Source organism: Bacillus sp. CBEL-1, assembly GCF_004348885.1.
GTDB classification, from domain to species: Bacteria; Bacillota; Bacilli; order Bacillales; family Bacillaceae_H; genus Priestia; species Priestia aryabhattai_A.
Genome location: NZ_SBIM01000003.1, coordinates 719,830 through 742,323, shown reverse-complemented (window position 1 = coordinate 742,323; position 22,494 = coordinate 719,830). Strand labels below are relative to the sequence as shown.

At 38.5% G+C, this 22,494-nt stretch carries 22 protein-coding genes and 2 riboswitches; of the genes, 16 read left to right on the top strand and 6 right to left on the bottom strand.

Annotated features, from left to right (window positions below; all coding sequences use genetic code 11):
- Positions 1 to 23: 23 nt before the first annotated feature.
- The 3 genes from nadE (at position 24) to EPL02_RS03855 (ending at position 3,781) form a co-directional block, all read left to right on the top strand.
- On the top strand, positions 24 to 851 hold the full coding sequence (nadE, locus tag EPL02_RS03865) for an ammonia-dependent NAD(+) synthetase (RefSeq protein ID WP_131887001.1): 828 nt from the start codon (positions 24 to 26) through the stop codon (positions 849 to 851).
- Between the two features lie 244 nt (positions 852 to 1,095).
- On the top strand, positions 1,096 to 3,255 hold the full coding sequence (locus EPL02_RS03860) for a PAS domain-containing sensor histidine kinase (RefSeq protein ID WP_131887000.1): 2,160 nt from the start codon (positions 1,096 to 1,098) through the stop codon (positions 3,253 to 3,255).
- Positions 3,256 to 3,268: 13 nt separating this feature from the next.
- The gene (locus EPL02_RS03855) at positions 3,269 to 3,781 is read left to right on the top strand and encodes a methylated-DNA--[protein]-cysteine S-methyltransferase (RefSeq protein WP_131886999.1); all 513 of its coding nucleotides are present in this window, start codon (positions 3,269 to 3,271) and stop codon (positions 3,779 to 3,781) included.
- A gap of 6 nt (positions 3,782 to 3,787) precedes the next feature.
- On the opposite strand, the gene EPL02_RS03850 is transcribed toward EPL02_RS03855, so the two are convergent.
- From EPL02_RS03850 to EPL02_RS03835, 4 genes are all read right to left on the bottom strand, one after another.
- Positions 3,788 to 3,979, bottom strand: coding sequence for a hypothetical protein (locus EPL02_RS03850; RefSeq protein WP_094911637.1), 192 nt, complete (start codon positions 3,977 to 3,979; stop codon positions 3,788 to 3,790).
- A gap of 132 nt (positions 3,980 to 4,111) precedes the next feature.
- Complete coding sequence (mtnA, locus tag EPL02_RS03845) at positions 4,112 to 5,158, bottom strand: S-methyl-5-thioribose-1-phosphate isomerase (RefSeq protein WP_094911636.1); 1,047 nt, start codon at positions 5,156 to 5,158, stop codon at positions 4,112 to 4,114.
- Between the two features lie 12 nt (positions 5,159 to 5,170).
- Positions 5,171 to 6,343, bottom strand: coding sequence for an S-methyl-5-thioribose kinase (gene mtnK, locus EPL02_RS03840; protein ID WP_131886998.1), 1,173 nt, complete (start codon positions 6,341 to 6,343; stop codon positions 5,171 to 5,173).
- Between the two features lie 100 nt (positions 6,344 to 6,443).
- Positions 6,444 to 6,612, bottom strand: a riboswitch (SAM riboswitch).
- 92 nt (positions 6,613 to 6,704) lie between these two features.
- A complete protein-coding gene (locus tag EPL02_RS03835) occupies positions 6,705 to 7,487 on the bottom strand; it encodes a carbon-nitrogen family hydrolase (RefSeq protein WP_131886997.1) in 783 nt (260 codons plus the stop codon).
- Between the two features lie 107 nt (positions 7,488 to 7,594).
- Here EPL02_RS03835 and EPL02_RS03830 point away from each other — a divergent pair, with 107 nt between their 5' ends.
- The 10 genes from EPL02_RS03830 to EPL02_RS03785 all read left to right on the top strand — a co-directional run bounded on the left by EPL02_RS03830 (position 7,595) and on the right by EPL02_RS03785 (position 17,882).
- Complete coding sequence (locus EPL02_RS03830; RefSeq protein ID WP_131886996.1) at positions 7,595 to 8,791, top strand: pyridoxal phosphate-dependent aminotransferase; 1,197 nt, start codon at positions 7,595 to 7,597, stop codon at positions 8,789 to 8,791.
- Positions 8,792 to 8,887: 96 nt separating this feature from the next.
- Positions 8,888 to 8,995: riboswitch (SAM riboswitch) on the top strand.
- A gap of 88 nt (positions 8,996 to 9,083) precedes the next feature.
- Positions 9,084 to 10,322, top strand: coding sequence for a 2,3-diketo-5-methylthiopentyl-1-phosphate enolase (gene mtnW / locus EPL02_RS03825; protein WP_094911741.1), 1,239 nt, complete (start codon positions 9,084 to 9,086; stop codon positions 10,320 to 10,322).
- A gap of 5 nt (positions 10,323 to 10,327) precedes the next feature.
- Entirely contained in the window at positions 10,328 to 10,981 is a 654-nt protein-coding gene (locus tag EPL02_RS03820) for a 2-hydroxy-3-keto-5-methylthiopentenyl-1-phosphate phosphatase (RefSeq protein ID WP_094911632.1), read from the top strand.
- The gene (locus EPL02_RS03815; protein ID WP_094911631.1) at positions 10,978 to 11,616 is read left to right on the top strand and encodes a methylthioribulose 1-phosphate dehydratase; all 639 of its coding nucleotides are present in this window, start codon (positions 10,978 to 10,980) and stop codon (positions 11,614 to 11,616) included. The genes EPL02_RS03820 and EPL02_RS03815 overlap by 4 nt, the downstream gene beginning before the upstream one ends.
- Before the next feature lie 13 nt (positions 11,617 to 11,629).
- Positions 11,630 to 12,145, top strand: a complete 516-nt coding sequence (locus tag EPL02_RS03810; RefSeq protein WP_094911630.1) for a 1,2-dihydroxy-3-keto-5-methylthiopentene dioxygenase — start codon at positions 11,630 to 11,632, stop codon at positions 12,143 to 12,145.
- A gap of 186 nt (positions 12,146 to 12,331) precedes the next feature.
- A complete protein-coding gene (locus EPL02_RS03805) occupies positions 12,332 to 13,402 on the top strand; it encodes a sugar ABC transporter substrate-binding protein (protein ID WP_131886995.1) in 1,071 nt (356 codons plus the stop codon).
- Positions 13,403 to 13,414: 12 nt separating this feature from the next.
- Complete coding sequence (locus EPL02_RS03800; protein ID WP_131886994.1) at positions 13,415 to 14,920, top strand: sugar ABC transporter ATP-binding protein; 1,506 nt, start codon at positions 13,415 to 13,417, stop codon at positions 14,918 to 14,920.
- A complete protein-coding gene (locus EPL02_RS03795; protein ID WP_094911627.1) occupies positions 14,917 to 15,936 on the top strand; it encodes an ABC transporter permease in 1,020 nt (339 codons plus the stop codon). The genes EPL02_RS03800 and EPL02_RS03795 overlap by 4 nt, the downstream gene beginning before the upstream one ends.
- Before the next feature lie 102 nt (positions 15,937 to 16,038).
- Positions 16,039 to 17,370, top strand: a complete 1,332-nt coding sequence (locus tag EPL02_RS03790; RefSeq protein ID WP_131886993.1) for a CoA-disulfide reductase — start codon at positions 16,039 to 16,041, stop codon at positions 17,368 to 17,370.
- Between the two features lie 272 nt (positions 17,371 to 17,642).
- The gene (locus tag EPL02_RS03785) at positions 17,643 to 17,882 is read left to right on the top strand and encodes an aspartyl-phosphate phosphatase Spo0E family protein (protein WP_094911626.1); all 240 of its coding nucleotides are present in this window, start codon (positions 17,643 to 17,645) and stop codon (positions 17,880 to 17,882) included.
- A gap of 49 nt (positions 17,883 to 17,931) precedes the next feature.
- Here EPL02_RS03785 and EPL02_RS03780 read toward each other — a convergent pair whose 3' ends face one another.
- Positions 17,932 to 18,663, bottom strand: coding sequence for a ZIP family metal transporter (locus tag EPL02_RS03780; protein WP_131886992.1), 732 nt, complete (start codon positions 18,661 to 18,663; stop codon positions 17,932 to 17,934).
- 144 nt (positions 18,664 to 18,807) lie between these two features.
- Positions 18,808 to 19,578: a DUF4931 domain-containing protein gene (locus tag EPL02_RS03775; RefSeq protein WP_094911624.1), complete on the bottom strand. Its 771-nt coding sequence runs from the start codon at positions 19,576 to 19,578 to the stop codon at positions 18,808 to 18,810.
- Between the two features lie 143 nt (positions 19,579 to 19,721).
- Between EPL02_RS03775 and EPL02_RS03770 the strand changes: the two genes are divergently transcribed.
- The 3 genes from EPL02_RS03770 (at position 19,722) to EPL02_RS03760 (ending at position 22,480) form a co-directional block, all read left to right on the top strand.
- Entirely contained in the window at positions 19,722 to 20,186 is a 465-nt protein-coding gene (locus EPL02_RS03770) for a MarR family winged helix-turn-helix transcriptional regulator (protein WP_094911623.1), read from the top strand.
- 127 nt (positions 20,187 to 20,313) lie between these two features.
- Positions 20,314 to 22,008, top strand: coding sequence for a M3 family oligoendopeptidase (locus EPL02_RS03765; protein ID WP_131886991.1), 1,695 nt, complete (start codon positions 20,314 to 20,316; stop codon positions 22,006 to 22,008).
- Positions 22,009 to 22,210: 202 nt separating this feature from the next.
- Entirely contained in the window at positions 22,211 to 22,480 is a 270-nt protein-coding gene (locus EPL02_RS03760) for a hypothetical protein (RefSeq protein ID WP_094911621.1), read from the top strand.
- The last annotated feature ends 14 nt before the right edge of the window (positions 22,481 to 22,494 follow it).

Genomic DNA, 22,494 nt, shown 5'->3' with positions numbered 1-22,494 from the left:
ATTAAAGATAGGGAGAGGACCATATGACGAAGCAACAATACATCATTGATGAGATGAAAGTAAAGTCAGCTATCGACCCAAAGGAAGAGATTCGTAGAAGCGTCGATTTTTTAAAGCAGTATATGAAGAAACACTCTTTTTTACGTTCATTTGTGCTGGGCATTTCAGGAGGACAAGATTCCACGTTAACAGGTAAGCTTGCCCAAATGGCTGTAGAAGAATTAAATAAAGAATCGGGGAAAGATACTTATCAATTTATTGCAGTGCGTCTACCGTACGGTGTACAAGCGGATGAGCAAGACTGTCAAGACGCGCTAGCTTTTATTCAACCAAGTCGTTCGGTTGCTGTTAATATTAAGCCTGCTGTGGATGCAATGATTGCAGCAGTCGAGGAAGCAACAGGTGAAGCTGTTTCTGACTTTAATAAAGGGAACGTAAAAGCGCGTGAACGTATGATTGCACAGTATACGATTGCTGGCATGCATCAAGGAGTTGTACTTGGTACCGACCATTCTGCAGAGGCAGTAACTGGATTCTTTACGAAATTTGGAGATGGTGGGGCAGATTTAGTGCCGATTTTCCGTCTTAATAAGCGCCAAGGCAAACAACTGTTAAAAGAATTAGGCTGTCCTGAGCATTTATATTTAAAGCAGCCGACAGCTGATTTAGAAGAAAATCGCCCGCAGCTGCCAGATGAAGAAGCATTAGGAGTTACATATAATCAAATAGATGATTATTTAGAAGGTAAAGAAGTTGGAGAAGAAGCAAGTATGAAAATTGAGAATCATTTCTTTAAAACGGCTCATAAACGCAGACTTCCAATTTCTGTATTTGATGATTTTTGGAAATAAGTATTAAAAAGTCCGCTGTGTGTACAGGTATACGCATAGCGGACTTTTTTAGGAAGATTTTCATTTCTTTTTTAAAGGTGAAAAAAGAAATTTGTAGAATAATAGTGTATTAGTGACTAATGTGCCTATCAATGACTATGCACATATCTACCTAGGAATCGTTAAATGGTGAAAGAAAGCAGGAATTTGTCGAAATAGATTTGTTCTTTGATAGGAAGAAAGAGTTTAGAAAGGAGGATGTGGCATGGCTCCACATCGGCAGCTACCGATACAAGACCAACAAGAAGAAGTAAAACAGTTGCGTGCCATTTTTAATACAGTTTCAGATGCAATTATTGTATTTGACGAGAGTTTTTATGTTCAGCATGTCAATAAAGCAGCCAGTCAGTTATTTGAAAAGAATTATGATGAACTGATTGCATGTCAATTGAAAGACTTTCTTATGTTGTTTCCGTATGACGTTATTAATGATTATTACCCAACGCTCGTAGAAAATCAGAAGTTTACTTATGAAGGTACGATGAGTTTGCAAAATGGCATCGTAAAATATGTAGAGTTTACGTGTGAACAGCGAAGCGAAGCTTCTGGTAGTACGATTTGTACTTTTCGTGACATTACAGCACAAAAAATGGTGGAGAACGAGCGCTTTTTGAGTCAGCATATGTTTATGGATGTATTCAACGAAGCGGTTGATGGAATTGTTATTTTCGATCGAGCAGGACAGCTGATTGACGTCAATCCATCGTTTTGTGACCGGCTGAATTTTTCAAAAGAATACTTATTAACAAAAACGTTAACAGAATTAGTTGAGCCAGCCTATCACTATAAGCTAAAAAAGTTATGGCGCCTTCTTCAGCAACAGGGCAAAGCGAGCGGAGAACTTCCAATTAAACTTGAAAATGGAGACGTAACTTTTTTTGAATTCACGACAACCGCAAATATTTATAGCCGTTACTATATGTCCATTATGCGTGACGTAACGGAGAAAAGAAGAATGGAGCAGCAATTGTTGCGAAGTGAGAAAAACTTTCGAGCCATTTTTGAAGATGCAATTGAGGCTATTTTAATTTGGCGTCATGACGGGGTAATTGTAAATGCCAACGCCGCTTCTTCCAGAACATTTGAGCTACCGTTAGAACAGCTAATCGGCACAAATCTTCAAACGTTTATTAATAAGAAAGATCGTCATGTATGGAAGCTATATTATCAATTTATTGAGCAGGAAGAGATTCGTGAAGAACTTACTTTTTATATGCCAAACGGGGAAGAAAAAGAGCTTGAGTTCACAGGAAAGAAAGGTATTATTGAAGGCTATAATTTGACCATTTTTCGCAATATCAGCGAGCGAACTAAAATGGAACAAGAGCTTCGAAATAACGAACAGAAATTCCGAAAAATTTTTGATGGTTCAATGGATGGCTTAATCTTATGGGATGGCGAACAGAAAATCATTGATGTTAATGAACCTGCTTGTGAAATTTTAGAAAAAACGAAGGAAGAGATTTGTTCGCAAACGATGGAAATGTTTTTATCATCCTCTAATTTTGATTTAGTTATTGAGCATAAGGCTATGATTGAGATAAAAGGAGAAGGAGAAGGAGATATTCAGTATAAGACAGCTAACGGTAAAGTAAAACAAATCGAATTTTCAACGAAAAAAGGTATCTTACCAGGCTTATACATGACCATTATTCGCGATGTAACGGAGAAGAAGCAGATGGAGGAGCAAATTCGGAAATCGGATACGCTTCAAGTGGTAGGACAGCTGGCAGCTGGCATTGCGCATGAAATAAGAAATCCAATGACCGCATTAAAAGGGTTCATTCAGCTGCTTGAAGATAGCATGAAAGAAGATCATTCGCTTTATTTTGATATTATTACGTCTGAGCTGCAGAGGATTGAATCAATTATTACAGAGTTTTTAGTATTGGCTAAGCCACAGGCAATTAAATTTGAAGAGAAATCACTAGCCGTTATCGTACAGGAGACGATTGATTTGTTAAACGCTCAAGCTTTACTTGAAAATGTTCAATTTGAAACAGACTTTGATCCATCATTGTCAAAGGTTTATTGTGAGCCTCATCAGCTAAAACAAGTTTTTATTAATGTAATTAAAAATGCAATTGAAGTAATGAAAGGCGGAGGAGTAATCTCTATAGAAGTCAAGCATCATAGCAATCGCTATATGAGAGTATCGATTCGAGATGAAGGAGAAGGCATGCCTGCAGAGCGAATTCGTAAGCTAGGAGAACCGTTTTATACCACAAAAGAAAAAGGAACTGGACTGGGACTAATGGTGTCTTATAAGATAGTAGAAGAACATAAAGGATATATTGAAGTAGAAAGTGAGTTGGGGATAGGTACAACATTTCACGTGATGTTACCCGTTTCCCAAGTACAATAGAGAGGAGAAAACGATGAAGTATTATGGAAGCATTCCGTTGTTTGACAATGAACATGTGTACGTCACATGTTCTGATAAAGGGATTTCCGGTTTATTCTTTTCTTTTGATGAGTTGATGTTACAAACAAAGGGAACGGTCACTTTATTAGAAGACCATGAATATATTAAAGAAGCGACAAAGCAGCTACATGAGTATGTAGTTCAAGCGCGGCAAAGATTTGATCTTCCGTTAGAAATAGTAGGAACGGACTTTCAGCAAAAGGTATGGACTGCACTTAAAGACATATCATATGGAGAAGTTATTTCTTATAAACAGTTAGCAAGCATGATTGGACAGCCAAAAGCTGTTCGTGCGGTAGGACAAGCGAATCGTAGAAATCGCCTACCTATCTTTTTACCTTGTCATCGTGTTATTGGCGTTTCAAAAGATTTAACTGGTTATGCAGGGACACAGGTGCATTTAAAAGAGAAACTTTTAATGTTAGAAGGAATACAAGTAGCAAATGGAAAGGTTGTGTTAGCGTAGCACTAGCTAGGTTTCATCATCATTCTCTAGCTTCCATCCTTCCCCTTGTACAAATACACCATCTACGGACGTGAACGTTTCGTCTTGATGATCTTGCTGAATGGTTTGATTTGTAACATCTAAAAGCTGAAATTGTTCCTTTCGTGCGCGCTGCTTTCGCTTTTTACAGGTTGAGTCAGGATGTTCTTGTTTGGTCATAGCTACCCCTCCCATACAGATTTCGCTTAACATGATAAAACTAACTATAATATATGTAGGTAGATGATAAATTACTGTTACATTTATGTTACAAAAAGAGAGAATCTCATCATAAGTTGAGATTCTCTCTTTTTAATTTAATACAAGTTTGATTGTATCGGCAGAAGGTGAATGAATAATGCCATGTTCTGTAATGATGGCCGTAATTAATTCACTTGGGGTAACGTCAAATGCCGGGTTGTAAACAGAAATATTGTCTGGAGCCACTTGTACATCACCAATATGCGTGATTTCTTTTGCCGAGCGTTCTTCAATTGGAATTTCAGCTCCTGATGCGATTGATAAATCAAACGTGGATTTTGGAGCTGCTACATAAAAAGGAATATTAAATGCTTTTGCTAATAGCGCAAGCCCATATGTCCCGATTTTATTAGCAGTGTCACCGTTAGCTGCAATACGATCAGCTCCGACAATAATAGCATTAATACCTTTTGTTTTAATGGTATGTGCAGCCATGCTGTCTGTGATAAGCGTCACGTCTACGCCTGATTTTTGAAGTTCCCATGCCGTTAAACGTGACCCTTGGAGAACAGGGCGTGTTTCGCACGCAAATACTTTCAGTGGAATATCACGTTCTTTTGAAATATGAAAAGGTGCTAAAGCAGTTCCGTAATACGCTGTGGCAATCGACCCAGCATTACAAATTGTCATAATACGATTGTTTTTATCAAACAGTGATAATGCATAATCACCTATGCGGTAGCAGGTAGCTTCATCTTCCGCTTGAATTTGAATCGCTTCATGGATAACAAGTGTTTTAGCTTCATTTACAGAAATGGCTTTATTGATGCTGTTTACTACGCGGTCTAACGCCCAAAATAAGTTGACGGCTGTTGGACGAGAGCTCGCCAAAAACTCCTTATCGGCCTGCAGGTTGTTTTTAAACTCTTCAATCGTCTGTACCTCATATTTTTGGACCGAAAGTGCTAGGCCGAACGCTGCAGTAATGCCAATTGCAGGTGCACCTCGTACTTTTAGCGTAACGATAGCATCCCATACATCTTGTAGGGTATGAAGCTCGATATATTCAACTGTGTTTGGTAATAGCTGCTGGTCAAGCAGTGAAATAAACGTTTCCTTCCATTCAACTGAACGAGGGAGTGTAAGAGTGTGTGTCATGTTGTGCTCCTTTCATTCTTCAATCAAATTCTCAAAATCATGTGCACTAATTTCTGTTTGATGAGTCAATAAATAGCGTCCTAAGCGGATAGCTGCTTTTTGAACATTTAAGCGATTGTCGTCAGGCAATGAATCGATATCCGCTACGTGTGCTAATCCAATTGTACGTCGAATTAACTCGCATCCTGCGTAGCCAACCGCATCCGTCCAGGTTTGTTGTAAAATATAGTCGGAATAGTTTGGATTTTTAGTAAATGGTTCCACCTCAGATTCAGCCCAAAGTCTTTGCCAGGTTGTTTGGAAAACATCCCACGTTTTAGCGATATGATCAAAAAGTAGACTGCGATTTTGTGAAGGACGAGACAAAGCATTAAGCAGCAAGTTGGCCACAAATTGTCCTAAGTCAAAGCCAAATGGGCCATAGAATGCAAACTCAGGGTCAATTACTTTTGTTTCGTATTCACTGGCAAAAATGCTACCCGTGTGCAGATCGCCGTGTACAAGCGTTTGGCTACTTGTTAAAAACTTTTGTTTAAGCTTAGCGACTTCAAGCTTGGTTTCTTCATCTGCCCATAAGTCTTCTACCTCGCTTCTAAGCGTTTCTTCAAATTCATTTGTATCATAATCAAAAAACGGATCTGTAAACACTAAGTCTTCGGTAATATTGCATAAATCGGGATTGATATATTGAGCAACCAGCTCTTTTTTCTCCTGAGGCTTAATTGCAAAATCAGACGTCTTAAACGCGATATGAGCCAAAAACTTACCGACATGTTCTGAAAGAAGTGGATAGGCTTCTCCTTGGATTAATCCTGTACGAGAAATTGTAAGGTGAGACAGGTCTTCCATAACCGTGACAGCTAACGTTTCATCATGGTAGTAAACCTCTGGAACGAGTTCGGGTGTTAAGCTGCCAAACTGTTTGAGCGCATTGCTTTCAATCGTTGCGCGCTTGAGTGATAAAGGCCAGCTTTCTCCTACAACTTTCGCATAAGGAAGAGCTTGTTTTACAATGACAGACTTATTGGTTTGGTCGTTTACAATATGAAAAACGAGATTTAAATTGCCGTCACCAATTTCACGAGCCGTAAGAGCTTCGCTTTCGGAAAATAACTTCAGTTGTTTTACAAGTTTAATTGCTGTCATTTCATTTAGTGGCTCATATGTATAAGTTGTTATTGTCATTTTTATCTACCTCCATAAAAAATAAAAGTATAACCGGAGGCTTTTAAAACATATAAAAGCCTCTTTCGGTGAGTGAAAGAGGCTTGATGATCATTCAAACCTCTTATCTGCCAGAAAAATTTCTCTTTCTGTTGGAATTAGCACCGTGCCTTCATAAAACAACGAATTGTTTTATAGCGCTAAAAAAGCTGCGCTCCATTTTACAATGGTATTACGGTCGGTTGCTGGGCGTCATAGGGCCAAATCCCTCAGCCAACTCTTGATAAGAGTAAAGATATTATTTAATTTTGATTTATTTGACTTATTAGTAACTTCTGGAGAACATCTTATCATGTGAATTTTTGGATGTCAACAGCGAAATTTAATAAAATTCTGTACGACGATCTGTAAAGACCGGAATTTGTTCTCGGATTGTTTTTACGGTTGATAAGTCAATAGCTGCTGTTAGTATTTCTTCGCTCTCGCCTGCTTCTGCAATAATTTCTCCCCAAGGGTCAATGATTAACGAGTGACCAGCAAACGTGTTAGCGGGGTCATCTCCAGAGCGGTTGCAAGCAACCACGTAGCATTGGTTTTCAATGGCTCTGCTCACTAGAAGCGCTTTCCAATGAGCAAGTCTTGGCTTTGGCCATTGGGCAACGACAAAAAGGAGTTCTGCACCTGCGCTTGTATGAACGCGAATCCATTCTGGAAAGCGAATATCGTAGCAAATAACACCTGCGCATAGTGAGTTTTCGAGGGTAAAGATGTTTTTGTGTTCACCTGGCTGTAAAAATAAGTGCTCATTCATCAATTTGAATAAATGTAGTTTGTTATATTGAGCGACCTCCTCACCTTCACGATTAAAGACATACATTGTATTCGTAACACCATCTTTTGTTTTTTTAGCAATTGATCCAGCAATGATATTTATGCTGTGCGTTTTTGCGAAAGCGGAGAAAAAGCTAGTCGCTTGCTTTCCTTCAGAGTCCGCGATAGCGTCGAGGTTCTGTAAATCATAAGCTGTATCAAAAAGTTCTGGCAATATAAGAATATCTGGAGATTCAAGCAGTGCTTCTTTCATTTTTTTTTCAGCATGCTCGTAATTTTCTTTAGGATTTCCAAATGCAAGATTAAGCTGTAAACAGGCTACCTTTAAACTCATTAAGCTTCACCATCCCGATTTATTTTATAAAAATGACTTTACAAGTTGACTATTACAATATATTATTTGTGACTAGAATTTCAAGAATTTTTTGAGAAGGTGTTCACATGAAGCAATTTGAACAATCAGAACTATTAAAAAGTTTACCGAAACAATTTTTTGCATCCCTTGTTAGTAAAGTTTCAAAGGTGATAAAAGAAGGACATGACGTGATTAACTTAGGGCAAGGAAATCCAGATCAGCCAACGCCTCCTCATATCGTCAAGGCCCTTCAAGATGCGAGTGAAAATCCAAACTACCACAAGTACTCACCGTTTCGGGGGCAAGCTTTTCTGAAAAAAGCGGCAGCAACGTTTTACGAAAGAGAATATGGTGTTCAGCTGGATCCCGAAAAAGAAGTAGCTATTTTGTTTGGAGGAAAAGCCGGATTAGTAGAAATTCCTCAGTGCTTACTTAATCCTGGAGATACAGTTTTAGTGCCTGACCCAGGCTACCCAGATTATTGGTCAGGAGTGGAGCTAGCACGAGCGAAAATGGAAGTCATGCCTTTAAAAAAAGAGAATAGCTTTCTGCCAGTTTACGAGGAAATAAGCGAAGAAGTGAAGCAAAAAGCCAAGCTAATGTTTTTAAACTATCCAAATAACCCGACCGGCGCAGTAGCTACGGCACCGTTTTTTGAAAAAACAGTTGAATTTGCTCGTCAGTATGATACGTGCATTGTGCATGATTTTGCGTATGGTGCAATTGGATTTGATGGCGAAAAGCCCATTAGTTTTCTGCAAACTCCAGGCGCCAAAGAAGTTGGCATTGAAATTTATACGCTATCAAAAACGTATAATATGGCAGGGTGGCGAATCGGCTTTGCCGTTGGAAACGAAAGCGTAATTGAAGCGATTAATCTTTTACAAGATCACTTATTTGTAAGTGTATTTAGCGGCATTCAGCAAGCAGCCGCGGTCGCTTTGCTAGATTCACAGAACTGCGTAGATGAATTAGTAGAACGCTACGAATCTCGTCGTGAGATTCTTATTCATGGACTGCGTGAAATTGGATGGGACGTTGAAGCTCCACCAGGATCATTTTTTGCATGGTTGCCTGTGCCAAAAGGTTATACATCAGAAGAATTTTCCGATTTGTTACTGGAAAAAGCTCACGTCGTTGTTGCTCCTGGAATTGGGTTTGGCGAATACGGAGAAGGCTATGTGCGCGTAGGTTTATTAACCGATGAAGAACGGTTGAAAGAAGCGGTTGATCGAATTGCTAAGTTAAATTTATTCAAAAAATACGTTGACAATTCTTTTTGAGTTGGCTTAATATGTAAGAAGTTGTTGATTCATGAACATATATTTTTGAAGAATACGATCAGTGTGAAAATCGATTATACAATATAAATAGCAATTTTCTTATTAAGAGTAGGTGGAGGGACTAGCCCTGTGAAGCCCGGCAACCGACTTAACGTTTCGTTAAGCACGGTGCTAAATCTTGCAGCAGTAGCTGAGAGATAAGAAGAGAGCAAAAAAGCCTCTTCTTTCTCACAAGAAGAGGCTTTTTTATTTCGTAACGATGGGAAATTTACAGCAAGGGAGTTTGAAGCAAATGAGTGAAATCGTTGCAAGTTATTTATTACATGATGAAAAAGGAAACTTTGAAAAAAAAGCAGAAGGCATTGCTCTAGGCTTAACGGTAGGTTCTTGGACAAACCTACCTCAGCTTGAGCAGGAGCAGCTTAGAAAGCATAAAGGACGCGTAGTTGAAATTACCCCACTTGAAGATTGCGATCGCGTAAACAACTATTTAGAGCAAACGACAAAGCAAGCGATTGTGAAAATTGGCTATCCTCTTGCTAATTATACAAATGATTTGCCTGCTATTTTAGTTACTGTTTTCGGAAAACTATCATTAGATGGAAAAGTTAAATTATTAGACTTGGAGTTTTCTAGGGAAGCATTATCTGCTTTTCCTGGCCCACGCTTCGGAATTGAAGGCATTCGAGAGAAGTTAAAAGTGTACGATCGTCCTCTTGTTATGAGTATTTTTAAAGGTGTAATTGGGCGTGATATAGATTATTTAACCGAGCAGCTTCGTGCACAAGCGCTTGGAGGTGTGGATCTTGTAAAGGATGATGAAATTCTATTTGACAATGAACTGACACCGTTCGAACAGCGAATTACAGAAGGAAAAAAAGTGCTTGATGAAGTATATAAAGAAACGGGTCATCGTACGTTATATGCTGTAAATTTGACGGGGCGTACATTTGATTTAAAAGAGAAAGCTAGAAAAGCAGCTCAGTTAGGAGCTGATGCTCTATTATTTAACGTGTTTGCATATGGACTGGATGTACTCCAAGCTCTTCGGGAAGATGATGAAATTAATTTGCCAATCATGGCTCACCCAGCAGTAAGCGGTGCATTAACACCATCTGAATTCCATGGATTCTCAAATTCTCTTTTACTAGGAAAACTACTTCGTCTGGTTGGAGCAGATTTTTCATTATTTCCATCACCGTATGGCAGCGTTGCTATGCCTTTTGAAGATACAGCTGGAATTACGTATGAGGTAACTAGACCTCTATATACGTATAAGCAAACATTCCCGGTTCCATCAGCAGGTATTCATCCAGGAATGGTACCTCAGCTTATCTCGGATTTTGGTGTGGACAGCATTATTAATGCAGGTGGAGGCGTACACGGTCATCCGGATGGAGCAATCGGTGGAGGAAAAGCATTTCGTGCAGCAGTCGACGCTGCGCTTGCTGGTCAGACTTTAGAAGAAACAAATGATGAAGCGCTGCAAAAAGCACTTGATTTATGGGGAACAGTGAAAGTAAAGGGGTGATTGAGATGAAGATTTTCTGTGACTTTGACGGTACAATCACAAACAGCGATAACATCATTTCCATTATGAAACAATTTGCTCCCAGCGAATGGGAGACCATTAAAGACGATGTGTTAGCTGAGCGCGTATCAGTTCAAGAAGGAGTAGGGAAGATGTTTTCATTACTACCTACTTCTTTACAAGAAGAGATTGTGTCATACATTTTATCAAGTTCTGAGATTCGATCAGGGTTTGAAGAGTTTGTTCGTTATACAAAAGAGAAGCAGATTCCGCTTTATATTGTCAGTGGAGGAATTGATTTTTTTGTTGAGCCAATGTTAGAAGGCAAAGTAGAACAAGAAAAGCTTTATTGCAACGGCTCAGATTTTTCAGGGCAAACAATTCAAATTACGTGGCCTCATACATGTGATGAACATTGCCAAAATGGCTGTGGCTGCTGCAAGCCGTCAATTATACGAAGCTTGGCAACAGACGAAGATTTTATCATTGTAATTGGAGATTCCATTACAGATTTACAGGCAGCAAAAATGGCTGATTGTGTATTGGCACGTGATTTTCTACTTCATAAATGCAAAGAGTTAAATTTACCGCATCGTCCGTTTGAAACATTCCACGATGTCATTGAGCATATTAACGAATTATCGGAGGTGGAAGTATGAGTATTTTAGCACAGCAGCGCTTGCAAGAAATTGGAGATGTAAAAGAGGAACTTGCAGAACGAGATTGGTTTTTTGGAACGAGTGGGAACTTATCAATTAAGGTCAGTGACGAGCCAACAACTTTCTTCGTATCAGCGAGTGGAAAAGATAAGCGAAAGCGTACAAGTGAAGACTTTTTACTTGTAGACAGCCGTGGAAACGCAGCGGAAGAAACGCATCTAAAACCTTCCGCTGAGACGCTTTTACATGTTAAAGTTTATAACCATACAAACGCTGGATGTAGCCTGCATGTACACACAATTGATAACAACGTCATTTCTGAACTATATGGTGACGAAGGGAAAGTAACGTTCAAGGGACAGGAAATTATTAAAGCACTTGGTATTTGGGAAGAAGATGCAGAGATTACTGTTCCGATTATTCCGAATTATGCAGACATTCCGACGTTAGCTGAAGTCTTTGCTGAATATGTAACGGCTGATCAAGGAGCTGTTTTAATTCGTAACCACGGTATTACCGTATGGGGAAAAAATGCATTTGAAGCGAAAAAAGCGCTAGAAGCATACGAGTTTTTATTTAGTTATCACGTGAAAATTCTTTCACTAAAGAAATATAACCAACCAACACTTACTTAAGGGGGAGTTACATATGGCAAACATTCGTTTACATGAAACAGACGCACGTATTGAAAATCAAGAAGAGGTAGCAAGCTTTTTAGCTAGCAATGAAGTCATTTATGAAAATTGGGATATTACAAAGCTACCTGAAAACTTACGTGAAAAATTTAGTTTAACAGACGAAGAAAAAGAAGAAATCTTAGCTTCGTTTGATGCAGAGATTAAGGATATTTCTTCAAGACGAGGCTATCAAGCACAAGATGTGATTTCGTTGTCGGATACCACGCCTAACTTAGAAGAGCTATTAAAGAACTTCCAGCGTGAACACCATCACACAGACGATGAAGTTCGTTTTATTGTTAGTGGACATGGCATTTTCGTTATCCAAGGAAAAGACGGTTCATTCTTTGATGTTGAATTAGAGCCAGGGGACTTAATTTCTGTTCCGGAGAACGTGCGCCATTACTTTACATTAATGGAAGATCGCAAAGTAGTAGCAGTTCGTATTTTTGTTACAACAGAAGGCTGGGTGCCAATCTACGAATAAATTGAAGTTGTAGACAAGGAAAAATAGCAGGATGTGTGCGTAGGTAACGCAAAAGATGCCGCTTCTCTTCTTGATGAAGCGGCATTTTTTTAAGCAATAAAAAGCTTTAAGTGAGCGCTGGCTCTTCATTGCGCTAGGAAAAATTCTTACTATTTTTATGAGACTAGTAAGGGATGGAGGAAGAAGATGAAACGTGCAAAGAAATGGTATAGTCCATTTATTTTCTTACTATTTGTTCTGTTCATCATGGTTGGATGTACGAACGAACAGCCTGATATAAACGCGACAAGTAAGCCACAAGTCAAAGAACAAAAAAGCACAGAGGCAAATTTTACAGCTAAAAATGTGAGTAAAGATACAAAAGTCGCGCTTATTGCCGAGTTTACAACGGGCACACACGCAGCTCAGTATATTAGCGGTGCGACAGCAGCTGCTAAAGAACAAGGTATTCAGCTTACGGTTTCAGATGCCAACAATGATCAGTCAAAGATGGCAGCTTATTTAGATACAGCAATCAATCAAAATGTGGACGGGATTATTATTAAGCACGGGCGCTCTGAAACGCTAGAACCTGGTGTAAAGCGTGCAGTTGCAAAAGGAATTCCTGTTGTTGCATTTGATGTTGAGCTAGATGTCGATGGTGTGACAACCATCGACCAAGATGACTATATGTTGGCACTTCAAGGCTTAAAGCAAATGATGCAGGATATTAATGGCGAAGGAAAGATTGTGTACATTTTCGTTGGTGGTTTTGCACCAATGGAAAAGCGAAATACCATTTATGAAGCTATGCTAGAACGCTATCCCGACGTAAAAGAAGTTGCGCGATTTGGAAATGCTACATCGAATACATCGCTAGATACGCAAACAAAAATGGCGGCTATCTTGAAAAAGTATCCAAATAAAGGTGATATTACAGCAGTGTGGGCACCATGGGACGAATTCGCCAAAGGAGCTACGCGTGCAATTAAAGAAGCAGGTCGAGATGAAATTAAAGTTTATGGCGTTGATTTATCGGATGAAGACTTACAAATGATGCAAGAGGAAAATAGCCCATGGAAAGCATCAGCAGCGGTAAATCCAGCAGCCATTGGTACAAAGCAAGTGGAGTTTGTTCTGCAAAGAATTTCTGGCCAAGACGTACCAAGGTATTACTCGTTTAACCCAACGCTTATTACTCAGGATGATTTACCTGATGCGCCTATTAACATGGACCAAGTGGGTGAATTTGTAGAAGCTTGGAATCAAAAAGAGTAGGGGAGAAGACAGATGACGATTGAACAATTAGAAATGAAGCATATCGCAAAGTCATTTGAATCATTTCAAGCGCTTCAAGATGTAGGTTTTACCGTGAAAAAAGGCGAAATCCATGCTTTATTAGGAGCAAACGGTGCAGGGAAAAGTACGCTAATGAAAATATTATCTGGAGCATACTCAGAATATAGTGGGAACATTTACAAAAATGGTCAATCTGTTACGCTTCGTTCTCCGAAAGATGCGAAAAATTTAGGGATTGCCATTGTTCATCAAGAAGTCGATGTCGCACTTGTCCCCTCCCTAACGGTGGCGGAGAATATTGCGCTGGACCGTCAAACAAGTAAAGGTAGCACTGCAATCGTTAAGTGGAAGCAGCATGCGACTGAAGCGAAAAGTGCTCTTGCTACGCTGGGTTCAACGTTAAACGTTAAAAAAAATGTATCGGAATTAACGCTAGCAGAAAAGCAGCAAGTATTACTTGCTCGTGCCATCTTACAAGATGCAGAATATATTATCTTGGATGAACCCACAGCACCGCTAAGTCAACATGAAACAAAGCGCTTGTTTGAAGTTGTGGAGAACTTAAAGCAAAAAGGGGTGGGCATTATTTATATTTCCCATCGTCTTCAAGAAGTTAGTGATTTGTGCGACACGTACACCGTGCTAAAAGATGGAAAGCATATTGTGACAAAAGCAATTGGACAATCAACAATTCAAGAAATGATTACATTTATGCTAGGAAAACAAATAGCACAAGAGTCGGTACGTGAAGAAGTAGCAGTTGGAGATGAACTGCTTCGTGTAGAACAATTGTCTCTACCAAGTGTACTACAAGGTATTTCGTTTCATGTTAAAGAAGGAGAAGTTGTTGGTATTGCAGGGCTTGTCGGCGCAGGGAAAACAGAATTATGTCGCAGCTTATTTGGTCTGGAGAACAAAACAACCGGACATTTATCAATGCGCAACCATCCACTTTTAGTAAATCGCTCTCCGCGCTACTATATTAAAAATAAGCTTTCTCTCATACCAGAAGAAAGACGAAAAGAAGGTATTTTAGTAAATGAACCCATTATGCTTAACTTGTCACTTCCTAGCTTAAAAAATTTTACGAAGTGGACGTTTGTACAAAAGCAAAAACAAAGAGAAGCCACTCAGACTGTAGCCACGAATATTGGAGTTAAAGCCGCGTCTGTTATGCAAGAAGTAAAAACGCTAAGCGGTGGTAATCAGCAAAAAGTAGCCATTGGTAAATGGCTTTTAAAAGAGACCGACGTGTATATATTTGATGAGCCCACAAAAGGCATTGATATCGGATCTAAACAAGAAATTTTCTCCATAATGAATGAATTAACCAAACAACAAAAAGGCATTTTATACGCAACTTGTGAATTTGATGAATTACTCAACATAGCTGATCGAATCTACGTTATGTATAACGGGACAATTGTAAAAGAACTATCGAAAGCCGAAGCAACGTATGAACAATTATTTTATTACGCGTCTGGAGGAACGGTATGAGTGCAGAGTTAGTGAATGAACAAGTAAAAACAAAAAAACAAACAGGACAGTGGATGGAGTTTGTCACAAAATACGGTACAGTAGTAGCTATTTTACTAGTCACCATCTTCTTTTCAATTGCTTCACCCAATTTCTTAACTCCAGGAAACATCAGCGATATTTTACGCTCAATTTCAATTGTAACGCTTATCGCATTAGGCGTGACAATTTCATTGACTGTCAATGGCCTTGATTTATCGGTTGGCTCGACGGCTGGTTTAGCAACTATTCTATCAGCATCTATGCTTGTCTTGCATCGGCAAGAGTTGCTAGTAGCATTGTTAATTCCAATTTTAGCTTCCCTACTTGTGGGGCTTGTGAATGCATTTTTTGTGGTGAAAGTTAAAATTCCTGATATTTTAGCCACGCTGTCAATGATGTTTATTGTACAGGGAATCTTGTTAACCTATACGAAAGGATCGGCTATTTATACGAATATGCCTTTAGAAGGTGGGGAGCGTGCACCTGGAATCTTTATTCCTTCCTTTTTAGCACTAGGACAAGGGCATGTTCTGGGAGTTCCTGTGCCAGTGATTATTATGCTCCTAGCTGTCCTCGTTGTCCATATTTTCTTTACATATACAAAATATGGACGATTCTTTTATGTAACGGGTGGAAATATGGAAGCAGCAAGGCTTTCAGGAATTCCAGTCAATCGCTACCGTATGTATGCTTATGTGTTATCGAGCTTACTAGCAGGGATTGGGGGAGTTGTTTTAGCAGCAAGAATTGGGGTGGGAGAAGTGAATGCAGGGGCTCCTTTTCTAATGGATGCTGTTGCTGCAGCATATATCGGTTTCTCCGTATTTGGGGCAGGTAAACCGAATATTATTGGCACGCTGCTTGGGTCTATTTTAATTGGCGTCCTCTTAAATGGTTTAACGATGTTAAATGTTCCGTACTATACACAAGACATTATTAAAGGGACGGTTCTTGCAGCTGCTTTAGCTCTTACATACTACCGTTCAAAGAAATAATTACGCAAGATTGCACGAGGTGACTTTGTCATCTTCGTGCAATTTTTTTGTTTAAAATCGGGCAAAGTAAGGGAAATATGCAAATAAAAAGGGGGCTATAAAATGAAGCGAATTGTTGTGATTGGAGGCGTAGCGGCTGGTATGAGTGCAGCATCTCAGCTACGTCGCTTAGACAAAGAAGCCGAAATTATTGTATTTGAAAAAGGCCGGGATGTTTCATATAGTGCATGCGGTATGCCGTATTATTTATCAGGTGTTGTGAAAAAGCAAGAAAGTCTTATCGCTCGAACAGTTGATGAGTTTAAAGAGCGTGACATCACGGTTCATCTTCAACATGAAGTAAAAGAAGTGAATCACATAAAGAAATATGTTGTTGTACATAATCATCAAACAAATGAGTCACAAGAAGTGTCGTACGATGAGCTCATTATTGCAACGGGAGCTTCAGCAGTAAGGCCACCCTTTATGGTTGATGCTCAAAATATATTTTCATTAAAGACGTTAGAAGACAGTACGAATATTCATCGTTATTTAAAAGAGGAAAATGTACAAAAAGTTGTGATTATCGGCGGTGGATATATTGGAATGGAACTAGTAGAAACCATGCATTTATTAGGAAAGCAAGTGTCTGTTATTGAGCGTGGAGATCATATACTGTCCATGTTTGACAAAGAAATCGCTACACCAATACAAGACGAGCTAAAAAAGGATATTGCTTTTCATGTGAATGAAGAAGTGGAAGAGTTAATTGCAGATCATGAAAAGATAACGGCGGTTCGTACCAATAAAAATACGCATGAAGTAGACCTTGTTATTGTAAATGTGGGAGTGAAACCAAATACATCTTTCTTAGAGAGAAATGGCATTCGAATGCTAGAAAATGGTGCAATTCTCATTAATGACAAAATGGAAACCAACGTTCCGCACCTATATGCAGCGGGTGATTGTGCAAGCAGCTATCATCTTGTGTTGAAAAAACCGGTTCATTTTTCACTTGGTACAATTGCTAATAAGCAAGGACGAATTTTAGGCGCAAACCTAGGAGGAGAAAATAAACGGTTCCCAGGTGTCATTGGTACAAGCATTTTAAAAGTTATGGATTTAGAAGTTGCTAAAACTGGAATTACTGAAAAAGAGGCAAAAGCAGAAAACCTTGAATATAAAGCGGTTACGGTAGACGCTTATAATCACACACCGTACTATCCAGATGCAACAAAAATGTTAATTAAACTCGTTTACGAAAAAGACACACATATTATACTAGGAGCACAAATTATGGGTGATTCAGAAGCAGCTAAGCGAATTGATGTGTTTGCAACAGCCATCACAGCAGGATTAACAACTGAGCAGCTAACCTTGCTGGATCTTAGCTATGCTCCACCTTTTGCTACCGTTTGGGATGCGGTTCAAATTGCTTCTCAAAAAGCCACATAATGACAAACCGACGTGGATCTATCACGTCGGTTTATCATTTAAAGGAGACATTGCAAAATTTGTAGATGCGCTGTCATATCTGCATGTTTTGTCGAAGAGGAATTTTTTTCTAAAAACAAAAGCTTGGAAAATCAACATTGGTAACGCTTTCTTTTTTAGTGTAAAAAAAACTTTATAAGAAAAATGTCTATTATTGCGACTCTATTTACATATTTAGTAGAATTTGTAATAATGCGTTATAGGCTAATTTTCTTTTAATAGGAGAGGATCTTGTGTTTGGTTTAAAAAAGCAAAGTAAATCAGAAGCGTTATTTATACAAATTGTGAGGAAAAGACAAAAAATGGTGGAGATTGGTGAAAAAACAGGTTTATCAAGTGAAGAAACCATTACCTGTAGCCAAGAGTTAGATCAACTTTTGACGCTTTACCAAAAACAACTGTTGCGTGAGGAAGAAGATCGGACAAGCATTACAGAAACAATCGGTCGCTTTTTATCTTTTTCAAAATCGTAAAAAAGGGCAGCAAAGATGTGCTCTAATCTGCCCTGTATCTACTAGTACCTTAAAAGAAGTTAATAAGAAAAACCATAAATAGCAGGCCGATGATGAAAGAATATGTTGCAAATCGTTCATTTCCATCTCCATGGCTTTCCGGTATTAGCTCTTTGTAAATGATAAACAGCATTGCTCCAGCTGCGAATGCTAATCCGTACGACACAAGAGACTCGACAAAATTAGTGAGATAAAAACCAAGTAGCGACGTAATAATTTCTACAGATCCTGTTAATGTTGCAATTAAAAATGCTTTCAACTTACTGATATTTTGCTGTACTAAAAACAGAGCAACCAATAACCCTTCCGGCGCATTTTGTAATCCGATGGCTAAAGCAATCAGGTTTCCAGTGTTTTCTGTATCCGATGCATAGCTTACACCAACTGATAGTCCTTCCGGCAAGTTATGTAGCGTGATTGCTGCAATAATCAATAAAGCTTTTTCGTCAAACTGAATCCCTGTTTTAGAATGCTCTAAATCAATATGAGGTATGTTTTGTTCTAAAATTGTAAGCGTCATGACCCCCAGTAAAAGCCCAATTGCTAACGAATAAAAGTTCCCGCTTGCAAGGGATTCAGGAATTAAGCTCATTGTTGAAGCAGCCATCATAATGCCGGCTGTAAACGCCAGCAGCACATCTTTCCAGCGATGCGTTACTGCCTGATTCATAAATAAAATCGGCACAGCACCAAGCCCTGTGGATAGTGCAGAAAGAATACTGCCTATAAGTACATCTGTCATAACAATCTCCTTTTTCTTCTATCGTTCCACGTAATTACTACACTCATTATAATCTTCTTTATCTTTTCGTGAAAGTAGAACTTCTCTTATATGTTCATATGAAAAAAGCTTGAAGGCCATCGCTTCAAGCTTTTTTGATTGCAGTTATTTCGAAAAGTAAAGGGAATGCACTTGTTTTGCAATCTCTTCAATTTTGTTTGACACTTGAGGAATTCCATAACCAACAAACAGCGGAGAGGTTGCAAAGCGAGGGATAACTTTACATGCGCTTCGCCCATCATCCAGCTGATAAAAGAACAGGTTGTAGCTCGTACAGCTACGGTGGAAATGATTAAGCAAATAATGAGTAGCAGCTTGAACATAATCGGCTACTTCTTTATTATGTTTTTGAATATTCGATGTTACGATATTAAATTCAAAAAATCCCATTCGTGGCTTTATAGATAAGTTAAACTCAATATCTTTGTTTTGTTGAATTGAAATGCCTTCAAAATGCGCATTTGTAATATTTGAGCTTGTATCAAATGTTTTCAACCCGATAATTTGCATATGCGGATGGCGAAGAGAACCACCTGACATGGGCCCATGATTTTTAAAGAATAAAACGGACTCATATTTTTTGCTCTGGATCATCTGTAGCCAGCGAGTCGTCACAAATGAAAACAGTTTATACAAATGCTCTTTTGGATATTCTGATAGTTCTGATTGACATTGATCTGTTTCGATAATGACAGTTTGATAAGCATCTTGGAGAACGGGATACTTGTTTTCTAACCATATAATTGAATCTTCTCTTTCAATAATGCCGGTTAGAGAGTCCACATCACAGAATGGACAAGGATTTTGACGATTTACAATGGTTTCTGGTTTTTGTGAACCAATTGCTGAATTAAAAAATAAATGAGATGGTTTCATAAGCTTCACCTTTTTAATCTAATTATATCTATTGTAGTAGAACAATTAGCAGAAATCTACTGTTTAGCTTGCTTCGTTGACTTTTTAACCAAATTTTAGTATTATCTTGATATCGAGATAAATTAAAAAAGGAACTGATAAAAATGGATTCAACAGTAAATCGAGAAGAATTAGATCAATCTTTAAAATTATTCATTGTTCTATCAAGAGCGAATCGTTCCGTTATGGAGCATGTTCATAAGTTTATTCAACAACATGGTATGAACCCAACTGAATTCGCTGTATTAGAGCTTTTATATCATAAAGGAAAACAGCCTCTTCAACAAATTGGTGGCAAAATCTTATTGGCAAGCGGTAGCATCACGTATGTTATTGACAAACTAGAGAAAAAGAGCTTTTTAGAGCGTGTAGCTTGTCCAAACGATCGTCGCGTAACGTATGCGCAAATTACGGAATCAGGAAAAGAAATGATTGAAAGCATGTTTCCTGACCATGAAATGCGTATTCATAGCCTTTTATCGGTGCTCACAAGTGAAGAGCAAGAAGTAGCCATTTCGCTATTAAAGAAAATTGGACACTATGCAGATGAGTATACACCGTCTGAATAAAGCAAAAAAAGCATCGGTTTGATGCTTTTTTTGTATGGGGAAACAGTGATTGATGATTGTTTAGAGGAGATTAAGCAATCATCACGAAGTACATAAATGAGCTTATAAAAAGAGAGGGGAAAAAGAAGTGACATTTGATCAATATACATACGAAAGACCAGATTTAAATCAGCTGAAAAAAGAGTTTAAACAAAGTATTACTATTTTAAAAGAAGCTAAAAGTATTGAAAAGCAGTACGAAGCTATCGAAGAACTAAATGAGTTGCGAACAGATTATAGTACGATGAGCAACTTGTGCTATATTCGCCACTCTATTGATACAAACAATGAGTTTTATCAAAGAGAGCAGGATTATTTTGATGAAATTAATCCTCTGTATGAAGAGCTTATGCATGAATACTATGAAGCACTTGTTTCATCAAGTTTTCGTGAAGAGTTAGAGGTTGCACTAGGAACGCAGTTATTTGCGTTAGCTGAAAGCCAATTAAAGACATTCCATCCATCTATTATTGAAGATTTACAGCAAGAAAATAAGCTTTCTTCTCAGTATACGAAGCTTATAGCCTCCGCTAAAATTATGTTTGACGGCGAAGAGCGCACTCTTGCCCAGCTGGAGCCTTTCATGCAGTCACCAAACAGGGAAATACGAAAAAATGCTGCTGCTTCACGCTTTCAATTTTTTAAAGATCATGAAGGTGAATTTGATCGTATTTACGATGAGCTAGTTCAGGTACGAACAAAAATAGCTAAGAAACTGGGATATAAGAATTTTGTAGAGCTTGGATATGCACGTATGACTCGTACAGATTATAATGCAGAGATGGTTCAAGCGTTTCGAGCGCAAGTCTTAACAGAGATTGTACCATTAGCAGAAGAACTTAGAAAGAGACAAGCGAATCGTATTGGTGTTGACGAATTACTTTATTACGATGAGTCGTTTGAGTTTCAAACAGGCAATGCAATCCCAAAAGGAGATGCAAACTGGATTATTGAGAAAGGTAAAGAGATGTATAGTGAGCTTTCAGCAGAAACAGACGAGTTCTTTGGTTTTATGATGGATAATAACCTTATGGATTTAGTTGCCAAGAAAGGTAAAGCAGGTGGGGGCTACTGTACGTTTTTAGAACGTTATAAAGCGCCGTTTATTTTTTCGAATTTTAACGGCACGTCAGGTGATATTGATGTATTAACTCACGAAGCAGGACATGCTTTTCAAGTATATCAAAGCAGAAATATTGGAGTAATGGAATATTACTGGCCAACTTATGAATCAGCAGAAATTCATTCTATGAGCATGGAGTATTTTACGTGGCCATGGATGGAAGGTTTCTTTAAAGAAGACACACCAAAGTATAAGTTCACGCATTTAAGCTCAGGGCTGCTTTTTTTACCTTACGGTGTAGCAGTTGACGAGTTTCAACATATTGTTTATGAAAATCCAACGCTTACGCCAGAAGAGCGAAAAAACGAGTGGAGAAAGTTAGAACATAAATACATGCCTTCTAAAAATTATGATGGCGAAACATACCTTGAAAACGGTGGATTCTGGCAAAAGCAATCTCATATTTACAACGATCCATTTTATTATATTGATTACACGCTGGCCCAAATTTGTGCATTTCAATTTTGGAAAAAAGACAATGAAAATCATGAACAAGCATGGAGAGACTATTTGCATTTATGTAAGCTTGGTGGAAGCAAGTCGTTTACTTCGCTTGTGAAAGAAGCCAATTTACTTTCGCCTTTTGAAGACGGCTGCGTAAAGTCGGTTATTGGTGATATTAAAGCCTATTTAAATAGTATAGATGATCAATCATTGTAAGGAAAGCGAGCTGAACAGGCTCGCTTTTGCTACTTTGTAAAGGAAATGAATGAGAAATATAAAGAAATGAGCGTAGTGTAAAGAGTTTGTTAGAAGACTGTAAAAACGCTCTTTTTTCCTTTTTTTTGAACTATAATCATCTCAGGAGCCATGTTGAAGCACGTACATAGTGGCTCAATTGATTTGAAAGGGGACAGGTACGATGAGTAAAAGTTTCTTAGTCAAATTATTTGGAGCATTTGCAGCAATTACGCTTATGACAGCATGTAGTGCAGAAGAGGGAGAAGACACAACAGATCAAGAGCAAACGGAAGATGCGGAAGAAACAACTGGAGAACCAGCAGAAACACCGGTTGAGGAAGAAGCTGTAGAAGAAGGTACAGAAGAGCAAGGTGCAACAGAAGAGGCAGAGGAACCAGCTGAGGAAGATGAAACAGAAGAATCAACAGACGATCAAGAGGATAATCAATAAAATAGAAAGAAAGC